This is a genomic window from Accumulibacter sp. (assembly GCF_029255285.1).
Taxonomy (GTDB): Bacteria; Pseudomonadota; Gammaproteobacteria; order Burkholderiales; family Rhodocyclaceae; genus Accumulibacter.
The window spans coordinates 1-15,633 of record NZ_JAPUVI010000030.1; the positions used below are offsets into that span (position 1 = coordinate 1).

Genomic DNA, 15,633 nt, shown 5'->3' on the forward strand with positions numbered 1-15,633 from the left:
GGCAAGGGCAAGAAGAACCCGGTCACCAAGCCCGATCAGTGCCTCGGCAAGACGAGTCCGAAGGTCATCGCCTGCCTGCAGCCTGACCGTCGGGTCGACATCGAACTCATCGGCACCAAGTAATCCGCCATCCCTCGGCGAAGCCCTGCCCCGGCAGGGCTTTTTCGTTTCCGGCACTCAGCGCTCGGCGGAGCGAAGTGAGCATTTCTTGCCTCAGTGTCGACGCGGCAGTTTCGGCGAGCGCCGTGGCGGCGTATTCGGGCAGAAGGAATGTTCTTATACTGAGCGGGGCAACTTGTTACGGACGACGCAGGCATGACGATCAACGCCGATCAGGGCGAGCTTGAGAAATTCAGCCAGCTGGCGCATCGCTGGTGGGATCCGGGTAGCGACTTCAAGCCGCTGCATGACATCAACCCGCTTCGCCTGGACTGGATCGACAGCCAGTCCGGGCTTGCTGGCAAGAGCGTTCTCGATGTCGGTTGCGGGGGCGGTTTGCTGTCCGAGGCGATGTGCGAGAGGGGCGCGACGGTGACCGGCATCGATCTGTCGGACAAGGCGCTGAGCGTTGCTCGTCTGCACCTGCTCGAAAGCGGTCGGATGGTCGATTATCGTCGGGTTTCGGCTGAGGAACTGGCGGCCGAAAGACCTGGCAGCTATGATGTCGTGACGTGCATGGAGATGCTCGAACACGTTCCCGATCCCGCCAGTGTTGTGCTTGCCTGTGCGACTCTTGTCAAACCGGGAGGGCACGTTTTTTTCTCGACCATCAACCGTAACGCCAAGGCCTATCTGTTTGCCGTCGTCGGGGCCGAGTATGTCCTGCGCATGCTGCCCAAGGGCACTCATGACTACTCCCGATTCATCAAGCCTTCGGAACTCCTGCGCTGGGCAAGGGCGGCCGGTCTCGAGGCCGGTGCTTTGCGCGGCATGACCTATAACCCGATCAGTGACCGCTACGCTCTGGGGTGCGACACCGACGTGAATTACCTTTTGCATTGCGTAAAGAGTGTTTGAAGCGATTCTGTTCGACCTTGACGGTACTTTTGCCGATACCGCACCCGACCTCGCTGCCGCCTTGAACCGTCTGCGTGCTGATCTGCATCTCGCACCGTTACCGCTCGCCCGGCTTCGCCCCTATACCTCCCAGGGGGTGCGCGGAATGCTCGGCGCTGGTCTCGCGATGCGCCCGGGTGACGCGCTCTATGCGGAGTTCTACGAGCGCTTCCTGCACTATTACAGCCAGGACATTTGCGTGGAGACGACGGTGTTTCCGGGTATCGACCAGCTTCTCGGCCGAGTGGAGAGACGCGGCGCTCCGTGGGGGATCGTTACCAACAAGGCACAACGCTTTACCCTGCCCTTGCTGGCTCGACTGGGTTATGCCAAACGGGCCGCCTGTGTCGTCAGTGGCGACTCGGCGCGGCGTGCCAAGCCGGCGCCGCAGCCGATGCAGTTGGCTTGCGCCTTGATCGCCAGGGAACCCGCGCGTTGTCTTTACATCGGCGATGATCTGCGCGACGTACAAGCCGGTCGTTCCGTCGGCATGGTGACCGTCGCCGTACGTTATGGCTATCTCGGCGATGGCGAGCCGATCGAAGCCTGGGGCGCCGATCATCTCGTCGATCACGCGGACGACATCGCCGTTTTGGCAGGTTTGCACTGATGCACTCACTCATCTTTCCGCCCGTCACTCGGGTCCGGCAGAGCTGGGCCTGCCGTGTATTCGTATCGGCGTTGGCACTAGCGATACGGTAAACTGGAACGATGTCCAAAGCCGCCCTGATCCTTTTTGCGCATGGCGCGCGTGACCCGGAGTGGGCCGAGCCGATGCGCCGCGTCAGCGCGGCTCTGGGCCGGCAGGCTCCCGAGTTGCGGGTCGAGTTGGCGTTCCTGGAGTTCATGCGGCCAAGCTTGCGCGAGTGCGCCGAGTCGTTGCTGGGCGACGGTTTCGAACGTATCGTCGTCTTGCCGATGTTCATTGCCCGTGGTGGCCACTTGAAGCGCGATGTTCCCTTACTGCTCGACGAACTGCGGCGGCGCCATCCGCAAGTGACGTTCGAACTGGCTGGTGCGGTCGGTGAAGCCGAGGCCATCGTGCAAGCCATGGCCGGACATGCGCTGACCGTCGCCGGTGTTTAGTCGGTGAAGGCGATCCTCCGCGCCGGGAAGAATCTTGTGCGCTGGAATCACGCCGCGCGATTAGCCATGGTGCCCCGTGTCTGATAGCTGTTTTTCGCCGCTCGGCTTTCTGGAAACGCCGTTTCGTGATCGTTTCGGTATTCCTCGACAGCCCCAAATGGCAACGCATGCGCGCGCTCGCTTGCGCTTGCTAAAGCCCTATGATCGGGCCGAAGCGGTACGCGGTCTCGAAGCGTTTTCCCACGTTTGGCTGATTTTCGTTTTCCATCGCACGGCCGGCAGGTGGAGCCCGACCGTTCGGCCACCGCGCCTCGGCGGCAACCGACGGGTCGGCGTGTTTGCCAGTCGCAGCCCTTTTCGCCCTAACCCGCTCGGCTTGTCGCTGGTCGAGCTATTGGCGATAGACGCTTGTGACGGTGTGCTGCTGACCTTCGGTGGCGTCGATCTGCTCGACGGTACGCCGGTACTCGACGTCAAACCCTACCTCCCGTTTGTCGAGAGCCGGCCGGCTGCTCGTACGGGTTTTGTCGATGGTGTGCCGACGCCAATGACTGTTCGCTTTGCGGCCCGTGCGCAGGCGGAATTGGACTGCTACACGGCGCGCTGGCCCGACCTGGCCGAGCTTATTTGCGAGGTGCTGGCACAGGACCCGCGCCCTGCCTATGCTGACGACCCTTTGCGGCGTTACGGCTTGCGGCTTTACGACCTGGAAATCAAATGGCACTGCGCGGACCGGCAGGCGATCGTCGATTCGATCGAGACCGTCGCTGGCGGCTGAGGCCATGGCGCCTCTGGGGCTGTCCAAGGCACGCGCCCGCTGAGGCCAGGAAGTGCCGTCGAACCGCGAGCACGTTATTTGATGGGCGGGCTTGTCGGCGCCAGCCGGGGCGCCGCGTTACTTCCTAGTGAACTGCCGGATACGGACCTCTGTCGCGCCTACCAGAGGTCCATGTTGGGCGACGCACATCGAAGAATCACCATCCTGGAGTACAGTTCATGAAAAAGTCGATTCTCGCGCTGATGGCGCTGGCGTTCAGTCAATCGAGCCTCGTCTTGGCTGATGGCCGTGGCTACAACGTATCAGGGGCCGTGGTTGTCGGCGGACCGGTCGGGCCTCGGGGATATTACGGCTATGGGCACCGGTGGGGATATCCTGGGCCGCGCGTCGGCGTCTACTTCGGTGGTCCGGCGGTCTGGGGTTGGCCGTGGGGACCGCCGGCCTACTATCCGCCACCCGTCGTCTATCCCCCGGTCGTCGCCGTGCCGCCACCCGTGGTCTATGTCGAAAAAGCCGACGAGGCCGGGTCGTCAGCCTCACCTGTCGGCGAGCCGCTGGAGCCGGGATACTGGTACTACTGTCGGGAACAAGGCGCTTACTACCCGGTCGCGCGTGAGTGTCAAGGCGCTTGGCAGAAGGTCGCGCCGATCAGAAAATAGTCCGCTTCGACGGGCTTGAAGCGGACCTCCAAACCGAGTTCAATACCCGGACTCCGGTGTTGGTGCCGGGGCTAAACTGGGAGCACAGCGCTTTACGGTGCCAGTCGTTCGCGAATCCAGCGCCTGTCGTCGGTCAGCCGGTAACGCAGGCGGTCATGCAAGCGGCTCTTCCTGCCTTGCCAGAATTCCCAGGTGTCGGGCTGTAGGCGGTAGCCTCCCCAGTGCGGCGGGCGGGGTGGGTTCAAAAGAAATTTTGCGCCGTAACGGGCCGCGTTGCTCAGGAGCACGCTCCGTCCGGTGATGACTTGGCTTTGCGGGCTGGCCCAGGCGCCAATGCGCGAATCCAGCGGGCGGCTGGCGAAGTAGGCGTCGCTCTCCGCCTCGCTTATTTTACCGACCCGACCTTCGATACGCACGACCCGCTCCAGTTCGACCCAGTGAAATTGCAGCGCCGCCCAGGGATTGTCCATCAGCTCTCGACCCTTGCGGCTGTCGTAATTGGTGTACCAGGTAATGCCGTCCCGATCGTAAGCCTTGATCAGCACGACCCGGGTTGAGGGACGGCCGCTGCCGCGGTCCACTGTCGCTAGCGTCATGGCGTTGGGTTCGGGGAGGTGTGCCTTGATCGCTTCGGCGAGCCATTGCTCGAACTGTTGGATTGGGTCGGCGTGCGAAGCTTCTTCGCTGAGTTCGGCGCGTTCGTAGCTCTTTCTGAGGGCGGCAAGATTGGTCATGGCGAGGTCGCAAGGGGGGCGGTTCGAAAAGGGCTCAATGACGGTCGGTGAAGGCTTGACAAAACAAGCGCCTTACCACTCTCCACCGGCTGCCAGGCGGGTGTCTTCAAGCCTGCAGCCAGGCCGCGCGCAGGGCATTGCTTTTCTTTTGCCAAAGCAGTTTGTGGTGGTCTTTGGTCGGTGCCGCGAGGCGAAGTGTAAACTCCATGAGTTCGTCGCGCCGAAACGCATGTAGCTTGATGGTATCGCCCGCTTTCCGGCGGCACAACAGGCGGTCGAAGGAGGCTGGCGTGACGCGCAGACCATCGATCGCCAGCAGTCGGTCGCCGGCGGAAAGCCCGGCCGCTTGCGCCGGGCCACCCTCGTAGACCGTCGCCAGGTTCACTTCATTGCCCTCGTTTTCGGTGCGCACGCCAAGCGACGGCAGGGTGGACGTTGCGGCACGCTTGAGGACGATGCCGAATGGTTTGAGTAGGCGTGCGAGAGGCAGTTCGGCGGTGCCGTGCACGGCGTCGGCGAAAAAGCGTTCGAGCTTCAGACCCGACAATTCCTCGGCCATCAGGCGAATGTCCTCTTCGCCGAGGCCCCTGCCGGTACAGCCATCGAGTTTTCCGTGGCGTTGCCAGAGGGCGCGCATAAGCTCGTCGAGCGAGCTGCGGTTCTCGGTTTCGGCGCGCAGCGTCAAGTCGAGGGCCAGCGCGACGAGCGCTCCCTTGGTGTAGTAGTTGACCACAGCATTGGCGCTGTTTTCGTCCGGCCGGTAGTACTTGATCCAGGCGTCGAAGCTCGATTGCGCGAGCGTTTGCCGGCGTCGACCGGGGTCGCGCTGGACCCGGTCCATGGTCTTGCCGAGGAGTTGCAGCCAGTCCTTTGCCGTGATCAGGCCGCAGCGCAGCAGCGCCAGATCGTCGTAGTACGAGGTGAAACCCTCGAAGGCCCAGAGCAGGGTGGTGTAGTTCTCAGCATCCAAGTTGTAGCGGCTGAAGGTGGCCGGTTTGATGCGCTTGACGTTCCAAGTATGGAAGTACTCGTGGCTACACAGGCCGAGAAATGTGCGATAACGTTCCGGCAGGCCCTTCATGCCACGGTAAGGCAGGTCGTCGCGCGCACAGAGCAGCGCCGTCGAAGAGCGGTGTTCGAGTCCGCCGTAGGCGTCGCCGACGGCGGTGATCAGAAAAACGTAGCGCGACATCGGTGCCGGTTCGCCAAAGAAACGGATCTGCCACTCACAGAGGCGCTTCAGGTCGCTGGCCAGGCGTTGCAAGTCGCTGTCCTGACGGCCACTGACGGCAATCTCATGCGGCACGCCGCAGGCCGTGAAGGTGGCCATGGCGAAGCGCCCCATTTCGACCGGGTGGTCGATCAGTTCGTCGTAACTGTCCGCGCGGTAGAGACCAAAGCCATGGTCGTCGGCCGCCGAAACTTCGCCGTGTGCCGGCGACAGCGCAGTGGCGACGCGCCACTGCTCGAACGGCTGGCCGAGGGGCGGCTGGAGGTCGACCAGACAGGGTCTCTGTTCTTGGCCGATGGCGCGCAGAAAAACGCAGCTGCCGTTGAAGAACGCGTGCGTCTGGTCGAGGTGTGCGCCGCGAACCGAGAGATCCCAGGCATAAATCTCGCTGATCACGGTCAATGCTTGGGTGTTGTCGACTGGCCTTGCGTGCCAGGTATGCTTGTCGACTTTTTCGAGTGGGACCGCTTGGCCACCCGCCTCGGCGCGAATCGCGACGACATGGCGAGCGAAGTCGCGGATCAGATAGCTGCCGGGAATCCAGGCTGGCAAGGCGAAACGTTGGCCCGCCGGGTCGCTTTCGGTAAGTGTGCAACGGACCTCGAAAAGATGCGCCTGCAGATTGCTCGGGCGAAGGCTGTAACGGACGGGTGTGGTTTTCATCGGGGAGTTTTCATGCTTTTTGGCAAGCTGGCGGAATTGTACGGCCTGCGCACGGTCCGACGAAGGGACCTGGCGACACCGCCTCGAACAAATCGGGCTGGCAATGCGCCGCACGCGGTGCTCGGCCAAGGCCATGCGGCGTACCCGCAAGCGTCGTTATCGGCCTGTCCAGAAATAGTGCGCCGATACGGCTTCACTCATGACCGTTTCATTGCTTGGATCCGGGCCCGAGTCATGCCACAATCGCGTGGTCCGGTATGAGGCCGGTAACCTATTCTGGTTTTCGAGGAGGGAGAGACAATGTTCACCATATCGCGGCGTTTCGCCGTTGCGGCAACTTTGGCCACGGCACTGATGTCCCTGCCTGCCATGGCGCAGGAACTGACCGGTACCTTGAAGAAAGTCAAGGATACCGGCGTCATCACATTGGGTCATCGCGAGTCGTCGATCCCGTTTTCGTACTATGACGACAAACAACAGGTCATCGGCTATTCGCACGAGATGATGCTCAAAGCGGTCGAGGCGATCAAGGCCGAACTGAAGCTCACCAAACTCGACGTCAAGCTGATGCCGGTGACCTCGGCGAATCGCATCACGCTGGTTCAGAATGGCTCCGTCGACCTCGAATGTGGTTCGACGACCAACAACACCGAACGTCAGAAGCAGGTCAGCTTTTCGAACAGCATCTTCGTCATCGGTACCCGCCTGATGACCAAGGTCAACTCCGGGATCAACGATTTTCCCGACCTGGCCGGCAAGAACGTCGTCACCACGGCGGGCACGACATCAGAGCGCCTGCTGCGTAAGATGAACGAAGACAAGCAGATGAAGATGAACGTGATCAGCGCCAAGGATCACGGCGAATCCTTCCTCACTCTGGAGACGGGTCGCGCGGTCGCCTTCATGATGGACGACGCCCTGCTCTATGGCGAAATGGCCAAGGCCAAGAAGGCGAGCGACTGGCTGGTGGTCGGTACGCCGCAGTCCTACGAAGCGTATGGCTGCATGCTGCGCAAGGATGACCCGGCATTCAAGAAGGTCGTCGACACGGCACTTGCCAAAGTGATGACCTCGGGCGAATCCGAGAAGATCTACGCCAAGTGGTTCTTGCAGCCGATTCCTCCAAAGGGGCTCAACCTCAACTTCCCGCTTTCGGAGGCCGTCAAGAAACTGTACAAGGCTCCCAACGACAAAGCGTTCGAGTAGCGCAAGCCCGATCCCGGGGGGCGATGGCCCCCTGGCCAATGTATCGCGTGCAAAGGAGGAAGCCATGTTGCAAAAGGACTTGAGGTGTTGGCTGGTGACTATGGTCTCGCTGCTGGCACTCAGCAGTGCCTCGCTAGCGGCTGGCAAGCCGAACGTCGTCATCCTCGCGACCGGTGGAACGATTGCCGGTGCCGGTGCCGACGCGACCAATAGTGCGACCTACCAGGCGGCGAAAGTGCCGGTCGACAAGCTCATCGCCGGCATTCCGCAATTGGCGGCGATTGCCGACGTACGTGGCGAGCAGGTTTTCCAGATTGCCTCCGAGAGCTTCACCAACGCCAACCTGCTGACTCTCGGCAAGCGTGTGGCGGCGCTCCTGCGGCAAGGCGATGTCGATGGCGTGGTGATCACGCATGGCACGGACACGCTTGAAGAAACAGCCTATTTCCTCAACCTGGTGGTGAGGAACGACAAACCCATTGTCCTCGTCGGCTCCATGCGACCGGGCACGGCGATGTCGGCCGACGGCATGCTGAACCTTTACAACGCGGTCAGCGTCGCGGCCAGCAGGGACGCGCGCGGCAAGGGCGTGCTGGTGACGATGAACGACGAGATCAACAGCGGTCGAGACGTCTCCAAGATGGTCAACCTGAGGCCGGAGGCCTTCAAGAGCCCGTGGGGAGCGCTAGGCATGGTCGTCGAAGGCCGGAACTACTGGTTCCGCCTGCCGGCCAAGCGGCATACGATCAACTCCGAGTTCGACATCGAGAAGATCGACACGCTGCCGCTGGTGGAGATCGCCTACGGCTCCGGAAATGCTTCGGACACCGCCTATCGCGCCTTCGCCGCGAGTGGTGCAAAGGCGATCATCCACGCGGGCACCGGCAATGGTTCGGTGAGCAGCGCCGTCGTCCCCTCGCTGGTCGATCTGCGGCGCAAGGGCGTGCACATCGTCCGTTCCTCGCATGTCAATGCCGGAGGCTTCGTCCTGCGCAACGCCGAACAACCGGACGACAAATACGATTGGGTAGTGGCACACGACCTCAATCCGCAGAAGGCGCGCATCCTTGCCGCTGTCGCTCTGAGCAAGACGCAGGACAGCAAGGAGTTGCAGCGGATTTTCTGGGAGTACTAGTCGGATTCCCGTCCGGCGGGGCGGGAGGCGATCTCGTGGCGAGCTATTGTCTTCGCCGGCGGCGGCCAGTTTCTTGGATCTTCCTATGGCTGAAGCAATGGTCGCCTGTCCTCATCGCCGGCTTTTCGCGCCGGTCGGGCCGGGCGATATTCCCGAATGGCTGGCCGACCGCCACGCGAAGGAGAAGCGTATATGGGCTATAACTGGAACTGGGGTATCTTTCTGCAGCCGACGGCGACCGGCGATGGAACCTATCTGGGCTGGATGTTCTACGGCTTCAAGGTCACCATTGCCCTGTCGCTGTCGGCCTGGCTGATCGCGCTGGCGCTCGGCGCCGTCGTTGGTATTCTGCGAACGGTACCGAACAAGTGGCTGTCGGGTTTCGCAACGGCCTACGTCGAAGTCTTTCGCAATATCCCGTTGCTCGTGCAGCTCTTCCTCTGGTACTTCGTGATGCCCGAGTTGCTGCCCGAGAAATTGGGTAACGCCTTCAAGCAAAGCAATCCGATCGTCCAGCAGTTTCTCTCGTCGATGGTCTGTCTGGCGCTGTTCACCAGTGCGCGGGTCGCCGAGCAGGTACGTTCGGGGATCAATTCGCTGCCGCCCGGACAGAAGAATGCCGGCCTGGCGATGGGCTTCTCGCTGCCGCAGACCTATCGCTACGTGCTGTTGCCGATGGCCGTGCGGTTGATCGTGCCGCCGCTGACTTCGGAGTTTCTCAACATTTTCAAGAATTCGGCCGTATGTTCGACGATCGGCCTGCTGGAATTGGCGGCGCAGGGCCGACAACTGGTCGATTACACCGCACAGCCTTACGAGTCGTTCATCGCCGTCACACTCGCCTATCTGCTGATCAACGTCGTCGTGATGTTCGGCATGCGCTGGGTCGAAGGGCACGTGCGCGTTCCCGGTTATATCGGAGGGAAGTGAGATGCATGAATTCGACTGGTCTTCGATTCCCAATTCACTGCCCTTCCTCTGGGACGGCATGAAGATCTCGCTCGAGATCACGCTCAGTGCCGTGGTTTTCGGGATCGTCTGGGGCACGCTGCTGGCGCTCATGCGCCTGTCGTCGATCACACCGCTGTCGTGGTTCGCGGCCGGCTATGTGAACCTCTTCCGCGCCATCCCGCTGGTCATGGTGCTGCTGTGGTTTTTCCTGATCGTGCCGCACTTGCTGGAGAGCATCTTCGGTTTCCCACGCGGTTCGGACATGCGCCTGTCGTCGGCGATCGCTGGTTTTGCCCTCTTCGAGGCGGCCTACTACTCGGAGATCATTCGCGCTGGCATCCAGTCGGTTCCCAAGGGACAGATGGCGGCCGCCAGTGCCCTCGGCATGACCTATGGCCAGGCCATGCGTCTGGTCGTACTGCCGCAGGCTTTTCGCAACATGGTGCCGCTGCTGCTCACGCAGGGGATCATCCTGTTCCAGGATACCTCGCTGGTCTACGTTTCGGCGCTGGCCGATTTTTTCGGTGCCGCCTACAAGGTCGGCGACCGTGACGGGCGCCTGGTCGAGTTGTTGCTCTTCGCCGGCGCCGTGTATTTCGTGATCTGCTTCACCGCGTCACGTATCGTTCGCCACTATCAGAACAAGCTCAAGACGGCCTGAAACTGCCCGCACCCACCTTTGAGCCACGAGTAGAGGAGACTCTCGATGATTTCGATGAACAAGGTCAGCAAGCATTACGGAGCCTTTCAGGTTCTCACCGACTGCACGACGCAGGTGCACAAAGGCGAAGTGATCGTCGTCTGCGGACCTTCAGGTTCCGGCAAGTCGACGCTGATCAAGTGTGTCAATGGCCTCGAGCCTTTCCAGAGTGGTGAGATCATCGTCAACGGGGTATCGGTCGGTGATCCGAAAACGAACCTTTCCAAGCTGCGGTCGACGGTCGGGATGGTTTTCCAGAACTTCGAACTGTTCCCGCACATGAGCATTATCGACAACCTGAGCATTGCTCAGCTCAAAGTGCTCGGGCGCAGCGAGGAGCAGGCGCGCGAGAAAGGTTACAAGCTGCTCGACCGGGTCGGTCTGCGCCAACAGGCGGAGAAGTACCCCGGACAGCTCTCCGGCGGTCAGCAGCAACGCGTGGCAATCGCCCGGGCGCTGGCGATGGACCCCATCTGCATGCTTTTCGACGAACCGACGTCGGCGCTCGATCCCGAGATGGTCAACGAGGTGCTCGACGTGATGACCGAACTGGCGCAGGAAGGAATGACCATGATGTGCGTGACGCACGAAATGGGTTTTGCGAGACGCGTGGCGAGCCGCGTCATCTTCATGGATCAGGGCCGCATCGTCGAGGACGACAGCAAGGAAGCGTTCTTCGAGCATGCGCGTTCCGAGCGTGCGCAACAGTTTCTCGCCAAGATACTGCATCACTAGTCTAGTCCACCTGCCGAGGGGATGGCCATGGTCAGCGAATCCGCCCAGAACCTGCGCCGCAACCTGCGCGAAATCACCGAGCAGCAGAATCTTTCGCGCTCGCTTGGCGAGTACCTCGAATCCTACTTCGCTGATGTCGAGTTGAGCGACGCCAGCGACGCCAGCCCGGAAGAGCTTCTCGGCGCGGCGCTGCAGCATTTCCGCCTTGGCGAAGCGCGACAGCCGGCGCAGTCCGCCGTGGCGCTCTACACTCCGGACTTCGATCGCCACGGCTGGCATTCGCCGCACACCGTGATCGATGTCGTGACCGACGACATGCCCTTCCTGGTCGATTCGATCACCATGGTCGTCTACCGCCATGGCCTGGTCATCCATCGTCTCGTGCATCCCTTGCTCGGTGCCGAGCGCAGCCCCGAAGGCAAGCTGCAACGCGCCTTGCCGCGCGGCGCCCCGGGTAGTCGGCCGGAATCGTGGATCCACATCGAGATCGATCGCGTGGGTGACGCCGGGCTGCTCGACGAACTGCACCGCGAGGTCGTCGCCGCTCTCGCCGACGTCCGCGCGGCGGTCGAGGACGGGGCGACGATGCAACAGCGGATGCGCGAGGCGCATGCCGAGATGCTGGAGGCCAAAGTCGCCGAGAGCGACGAAGTGGCCGCCTATTTGCAGTGGATCGGCGCCAACAATCTCGTCTTTCTCGGTTACGCCGACTATCGGGCGGCACCTGGCGACAGTACGCTGGCACGCGTCGCCGACAGTGGCCTGGGCATTCTCCGCGATCCCGAGCATCCGGGCTTCGGGCGTTGTCTGGCCGGCATTCCTGGCGGCGTCGCCGATCTGGCCGAGGATCCGGTGCCGGTGATCCTGGTCAAGGCCGATGCCCGAGCAACCGTCCATCGCGCCGCCTATCTCGACTTCATCGGCGTCAAGTGTTACGACACGAGCGGTCGCATCGTCGGTGTGCGAGCTTTCGTTGGTCTCTACACAGCGCACGTCTACCACGTCGCGGCGACCGAGATCCCCCTATTGCGGCGCAAGATCGCCGCCGTACGCGAAGCGATCGGTTTCCTGCCACGCAGCCATCGCGACAAGACCTTGATCAACGTCCTCGAAACCTATCCGCGGGACGAATTGATCGAGATCGACCGCGATGATCTGATGCGCATCGCGCGTGGCATCGTTTCGGTTTACGAACGCGAGCGGGTACGCGTCTTTCTGCGTAACGACGCCTGGGGGCGATACGTTTCGGCCATTGTGTACATGCCGCGCGATCGTTTCGACACCACGGTTCGCGAGCGGATCTCGGCGTTGCTCTACGACACCCTCGCTGCCGAGCGCGTGGACTATTTCATCACGCTTGGCGAAGCCAGGCTGGCTCGCCTGCATTTTATCGCCCGCACACCTGTCGGGAGCCGTTACCGCTACGACGCCGAGGCCATCGAGCGCCAGGTGGCGCGCATCGTCCGCGGCTGGACCGACGAGTTGAAGCAGAACCTCGTCGGCCACTTCGGCGAGGAACGGGGCAATAGTCTGTTGCGTCGTTACTCCCTGGAGCTTCCGCTGTCGTACCAGGAGCGGGTGACGCCGGCCTCGGCCGTATCCGACCTCGAACGACTCGAAACCGCCGAACGCAGTGGCTGTGTCGAAGTCAAGCTGAGCGCCACACAAACCGACGACGGTTCACATCAGCACCTGAAACTTTTCCATCGCGGCCGCCCGCGGCCTCTCTCGGCGATCCTGCCGATCCTCGAAAACATGGGGCTGACGGTGCTTTCCGAGCAACCGTTCAGCCTGCCGAAGAGCGACCTGCATATCGCCGACTTCGCCGTCCTCTTGCCTGATCCGGCGGCGCTCGACGACGACACGACACGGCAGGCATTCGTCGGACTGCTCGAACAACTGCTGCGCGATCAGGCGGAGAACGATGGTTTCAACCGCCTGGTCCTGCTGGCTGGCCTCGACGGACGGCAGATCGCCATTCTGCGTGCCTATAGCCGCTACCTGCGGCAGGCCGGTCTGCCGTTCAGCCAGGCCTATGTCGAACGTTGCCTGGCGACGCATTTCCCGATTACTCGCCGCCTGGTCGACCTCTTCGAGGCGCTATTTGCGCCGCACCACGACGACTCTCTCGCCGGCGCGCTGATCGACGAACTGAACATGGCGCTGCTGCAGGTCGCCAATCCGGACGACGACCGCATTCTTTCCTCGTTGCAAACGGTCATCCAGGCGACGCTGCGCACCAACGTTTACCAGCCGGACGGTAACGACCGGCCGAAACGCTACCTGTCGTTCAAGTTTTCGTCGCGCGACATTCCCTTCCTGCCCGCACCGGCGCCGCTCTACGAGATCTTCGTTTACAGCGAGCGCGTCGAAGGCGTACACCTGCGTGGTGCACGCGTGGCGCGTGGAGGCCTGCGCTGGTCGGACCGTATGGAAGACTTCCGCACCGAAGTACTCGGCCTCGTCAAGGCTCAGATGGTCAAGAACGCGGTCATCGTTCCGCTCGGCTCGAAAGGCGGCTTCGTCTGCAAGCGGCTGCCCTCGGCCGCCGACCGCGAAGCCTTCCAGGCCGAGGGAATCGCCTGCTACTCGACTTTCGTTCGCGGCCTGCTCGATCTGACCGACAACCTCGTTGGCGGCGCGATTCGGCCGCCGCGCGACGTGCGCCGCCGCGATGGCGACGATCCCTATCTGGTGGTCGCGGCCGACAAGGGGACAGCGACCTTTTCGGACATTGCTAACGCGATCGCCATCGACTATGGCTTCTGGCTCGGTGACGCTTTCGCTTCCGGTGGTTCGGTGGGCTACGACCACAAGAAAATGGGAATCACCGCCAGGGGGGCCTGGGAAGCAGTCAAACGGCATTTCCGCGAGATGGGTCTGGATACCCAGACGCAGGCGTTCAGCGTCGTCGGGATCGGCGACATGTCGGGCGACGTGTTCGGCAATGGTCTGCTGCTCTCACCGCACATCCGCCTGCTTGCGGCGTTCGACCACCGGCACGTCTTTCTCGATCCAGCACCTGACGCGGCGCGCAGCTTCGCCGAGCGTCGGCGCCTGTTCGCGTTACCGCGCTCCTCTTGGGCCGACTACGATGCGACGCTGATTTCGCCTGGCGGCGGCATCTGGTCACGCGGCGCCAAAGCCATTCCGCTGTCGGAGGAAGTTCGCGCCTGGCTGGGCAGCGAGGCGAGCCAGATGACGCCGCCCGAGCTCATCAAGGCCATCCTGCAGGCACCGGTCGATCTGCTCTATAACGGCGGCATCGGCACTTACGTCAAGGCGAGCAGCCAGACTCACCAGGAGGCCAACGACCGCGCCAACGATATCCTGCGCGTCGATGCTGACCGGCTCGGTGCGCGGGTCGTCGCCGAAGGCGGCAACCTCGGCCTGACACAAAAGGGCCGTATCGAATTCGCCCTCAACGGTGGTCGCATCTACACCGACGCGATCGACAACTCGGCCGGCGTGGATTGTTCCGATCACGAGGTGAATATCAAGATTCTGCTCAGCGGCCTGGTCAGTCGCGGCGACATGACCGGCAAACAGCGTGACGCACTGCTTGCCTCGATGACCGATGACGTGGGTCACCTGGTTCTGGTCGACAACTATCAGCAGACGCAGGCCATTTCACTCGAGGTGGCGGCGGGAGTCGTGCTGATCGACGTGCATGCGCGCCTGATACGCAGTCTCGAGGCGCGTGGCGCACTGAATCGGGCGATCGAGTTCCTGCCCGACGACAAAGCACTCGGCGAGCGGGCGCAGCAAAAGCGCGGTCTGACCGCGCCGGAAATCGCGATTCTGCTAGCCTACGCGAAAATCGCTTTGAAGGAAGCGATTCTCGCTTCCACCCTGCCGGACAGCGACGACGTCCGCGAGCTCCTGGTGAACTACTTCCCCGCCGCGCTGCTCGATCATTGTCGCGACCTTCTGTCGACCCATCCCTTGAAACGGGAAATCGTCACCACCCAACTCGTCAACCGCCTGGTCAATCGCATGGGGACTACGTTCGTCATGCAAGTCGCCGACGAAACCGGCGCCTCCGCGGCACAAGTCGCCGGCGCCTGGTATGCCGCGAGTAGTGTCCTGGACAGCGAAACACTGTGGTGCGAGATCGAGGCGCTCGACCTGATCATCGACTCGGCTCGCCAGACGGAGCTGATGGAAGGACTGCGCGCGATGACGCTCGCGGCGACACGGCGCCTGCTGAGGCAACACCTCGGAGGAGCGGCGATCGGTTGCCTGGTGGCCGACTATCGCCCGGCGGTCGGCGCCGCCATCGACCGCGTTTGCCACGGCAAGACCGGTGTGCCGGCAGTCACGGCGCTGATCGAGGGGCGCCTGGCGATCGTCGCGGCTTTCGACCTGGTGGATCTGGCGCGTGCCTGCGACCAGCCGATAGAGGTCGTCGCCAGCGCCCTCAACGGCCTGAAAGCGGCGATCGACCTCGACTGGCTGGCCAACGCCGTGAACCGCCTGCCAGCCGGCAACCGCTGGCAGGCGCGGGCGCGGGCGCAACTCAGCGGCGATCTGGCGGCGCTCAGGCAGCATCTTGTACGACAGCTTCTCGCCGGTGGCCTGCCGGCGACCTGTGAAGCACGCGCCGTGCTGGACGAGATCCAAGGCAACGAGCCGCAGGATCTGGCGATGCTCTCGGCGGGAGTGGCGGAAATTCGGCGACTTTTGGTACTCTGAGGCG

At 62.4% G+C, this 15,633-nt stretch carries 13 protein-coding genes; 11 read left to right on the forward strand and 2 right to left on the reverse strand.

The window, feature by feature from the left end; all coding sequences use genetic code 11:
- The first annotated feature begins 315 nt into the window (after positions 1-315).
- The 5 genes from ubiG (at position 316) to Q1M07_RS04935 (ending at position 3,579) form a co-directional block, all read left to right on the forward strand.
- Positions 316-1,017, forward strand: coding sequence for a bifunctional 2-polyprenyl-6-hydroxyphenol methylase/3-demethylubiquinol 3-O-methyltransferase UbiG (ubiG, locus tag Q1M07_RS04915; protein ID WP_300451509.1), 702 nt, complete (start codon positions 316-318; stop codon positions 1,015-1,017).
- Positions 1,010-1,666, forward strand: a complete 657-nt coding sequence (locus Q1M07_RS04920) for an HAD-IA family hydrolase (RefSeq protein WP_300451512.1) — start codon at positions 1,010-1,012, stop codon at positions 1,664-1,666. Before ubiG ends, Q1M07_RS04920 begins: the two co-directional genes overlap by 8 nt.
- Before the next feature lie 101 nt (positions 1,667-1,767).
- Complete coding sequence (locus Q1M07_RS04925; RefSeq protein WP_300451514.1) at positions 1,768-2,142, forward strand: CbiX/SirB N-terminal domain-containing protein; 375 nt, start codon at positions 1,768-1,770, stop codon at positions 2,140-2,142.
- A gap of 76 nt (positions 2,143-2,218) precedes the next feature.
- Entirely contained in the window at positions 2,219-2,920 is a 702-nt protein-coding gene (tsaA, locus tag Q1M07_RS04930) for a tRNA (N6-threonylcarbamoyladenosine(37)-N6)-methyltransferase TrmO (protein WP_300451516.1), read from the forward strand.
- A 218-nt stretch (positions 2,921-3,138) separates the two neighbouring features.
- Entirely contained in the window at positions 3,139-3,579 is a 441-nt protein-coding gene (locus Q1M07_RS04935) for a hypothetical protein (protein ID WP_300451518.1), read from the forward strand.
- A 92-nt stretch (positions 3,580-3,671) separates the two neighbouring features.
- Here Q1M07_RS04935 and pdxH read toward each other — a convergent pair whose 3' ends face one another.
- Complete coding sequence (pdxH, locus tag Q1M07_RS04940; protein WP_300451520.1) at positions 3,672-4,313, reverse strand: pyridoxamine 5'-phosphate oxidase; 642 nt, start codon at positions 4,311-4,313, stop codon at positions 3,672-3,674.
- 106 nt (positions 4,314-4,419) lie between these two features.
- Positions 4,420-6,207, reverse strand: a complete 1,788-nt coding sequence (locus tag Q1M07_RS04945; protein ID WP_300451523.1) for a M61 family metallopeptidase — start codon at positions 6,205-6,207, stop codon at positions 4,420-4,422.
- Between the two features lie 300 nt (positions 6,208-6,507).
- Between Q1M07_RS04945 and Q1M07_RS04950 the strand changes: the two genes are divergently transcribed.
- The 6 genes from Q1M07_RS04950 to Q1M07_RS04975 all read left to right on the forward strand — a co-directional run bounded on the left by Q1M07_RS04950 (position 6,508) and on the right by Q1M07_RS04975 (position 15,629).
- On the forward strand, positions 6,508-7,413 hold the full coding sequence (locus Q1M07_RS04950; protein WP_300451526.1) for a glutamate/aspartate ABC transporter substrate-binding protein: 906 nt from the start codon (positions 6,508-6,510) through the stop codon (positions 7,411-7,413).
- 100 nt (positions 7,414-7,513) lie between these two features.
- Positions 7,514-8,548 (forward strand): asparaginase, encoded by a 1,035-nt coding sequence (locus Q1M07_RS04955; RefSeq protein WP_300451686.1) that lies wholly within the window; start codon positions 7,514-7,516, stop codon positions 8,546-8,548.
- Between the two features lie 192 nt (positions 8,549-8,740).
- Positions 8,741-9,478: an amino acid ABC transporter permease gene (locus Q1M07_RS04960; RefSeq protein WP_300451529.1), complete on the forward strand. Its 738-nt coding sequence runs from the start codon at positions 8,741-8,743 to the stop codon at positions 9,476-9,478.
- A 1-nt stretch (position 9,479) separates the two neighbouring features.
- Positions 9,480-10,160: a glutamate/aspartate ABC transporter permease GltK gene (gene gltK / locus Q1M07_RS04965; protein WP_300451532.1), complete on the forward strand. Its 681-nt coding sequence runs from the start codon at positions 9,480-9,482 to the stop codon at positions 10,158-10,160.
- A gap of 45 nt (positions 10,161-10,205) precedes the next feature.
- Positions 10,206-10,934 (forward strand): amino acid ABC transporter ATP-binding protein, encoded by a 729-nt coding sequence (locus Q1M07_RS04970; protein WP_300451535.1) that lies wholly within the window; start codon positions 10,206-10,208, stop codon positions 10,932-10,934.
- 27 nt (positions 10,935-10,961) lie between these two features.
- Positions 10,962-15,629 (forward strand): NAD-glutamate dehydrogenase, encoded by a 4,668-nt coding sequence (locus Q1M07_RS04975; protein ID WP_300451538.1) that lies wholly within the window; start codon positions 10,962-10,964, stop codon positions 15,627-15,629.
- The last annotated feature ends 4 nt before the right edge of the window (positions 15,630-15,633 follow it).

Excerpts from the sequence above, each read along its gene's own strand:
- Q1M07_RS04950 (WP_300451526.1), top strand. The coding sequence starts at position 6,508 with ATGTTCACCATATCGCGGCGTTTCGCCGTTGCGGCAACTTTGGCCACG.
- Q1M07_RS04970 (WP_300451535.1), top strand. The coding sequence starts at position 10,206 with ATGATTTCGATGAACAAGGTCAGCAAGCATTACGGAGCCTTTCAGGTT.
- Q1M07_RS04975 (WP_300451538.1), top strand. The coding sequence starts at position 10,962 with ATGGTCAGCGAATCCGCCCAGAACCTGCGCCGCAACCTGCGCGAAATC.
- Q1M07_RS04960 (WP_300451529.1), top strand. The coding sequence starts at position 8,741 with ATGGGCTATAACTGGAACTGGGGTATCTTTCTGCAGCCGACGGCGACC.
- Q1M07_RS04955 (WP_300451686.1), top strand. The coding sequence starts at position 7,514 with ATGGTCTCGCTGCTGGCACTCAGCAGTGCCTCGCTAGCGGCTGGCAAG.
- Q1M07_RS04935 (WP_300451518.1), top strand. The coding sequence starts at position 3,139 with ATGAAAAAGTCGATTCTCGCGCTGATGGCGCTGGCGTTCAGTCAATCG.
- gltK (WP_300451532.1), top strand. The coding sequence starts at position 9,480 with ATGCATGAATTCGACTGGTCTTCGATTCCCAATTCACTGCCCTTCCTC.
- ubiG (WP_300451509.1), top strand. The coding sequence starts at position 316 with ATGACGATCAACGCCGATCAGGGCGAGCTTGAGAAATTCAGCCAGCTG.
- Q1M07_RS04925 (WP_300451514.1), top strand. The coding sequence starts at position 1,768 with ATGTCCAAAGCCGCCCTGATCCTTTTTGCGCATGGCGCGCGTGACCCG.
- Q1M07_RS04945 (WP_300451523.1), bottom strand. The coding sequence starts at position 6,207 with ATGAAAACCACACCCGTCCGTTACAGCCTTCGCCCGAGCAATCTGCAG.
- pdxH (WP_300451520.1), bottom strand. The coding sequence starts at position 4,313 with ATGACCAATCTTGCCGCCCTCAGAAAGAGCTACGAACGCGCCGAACTC.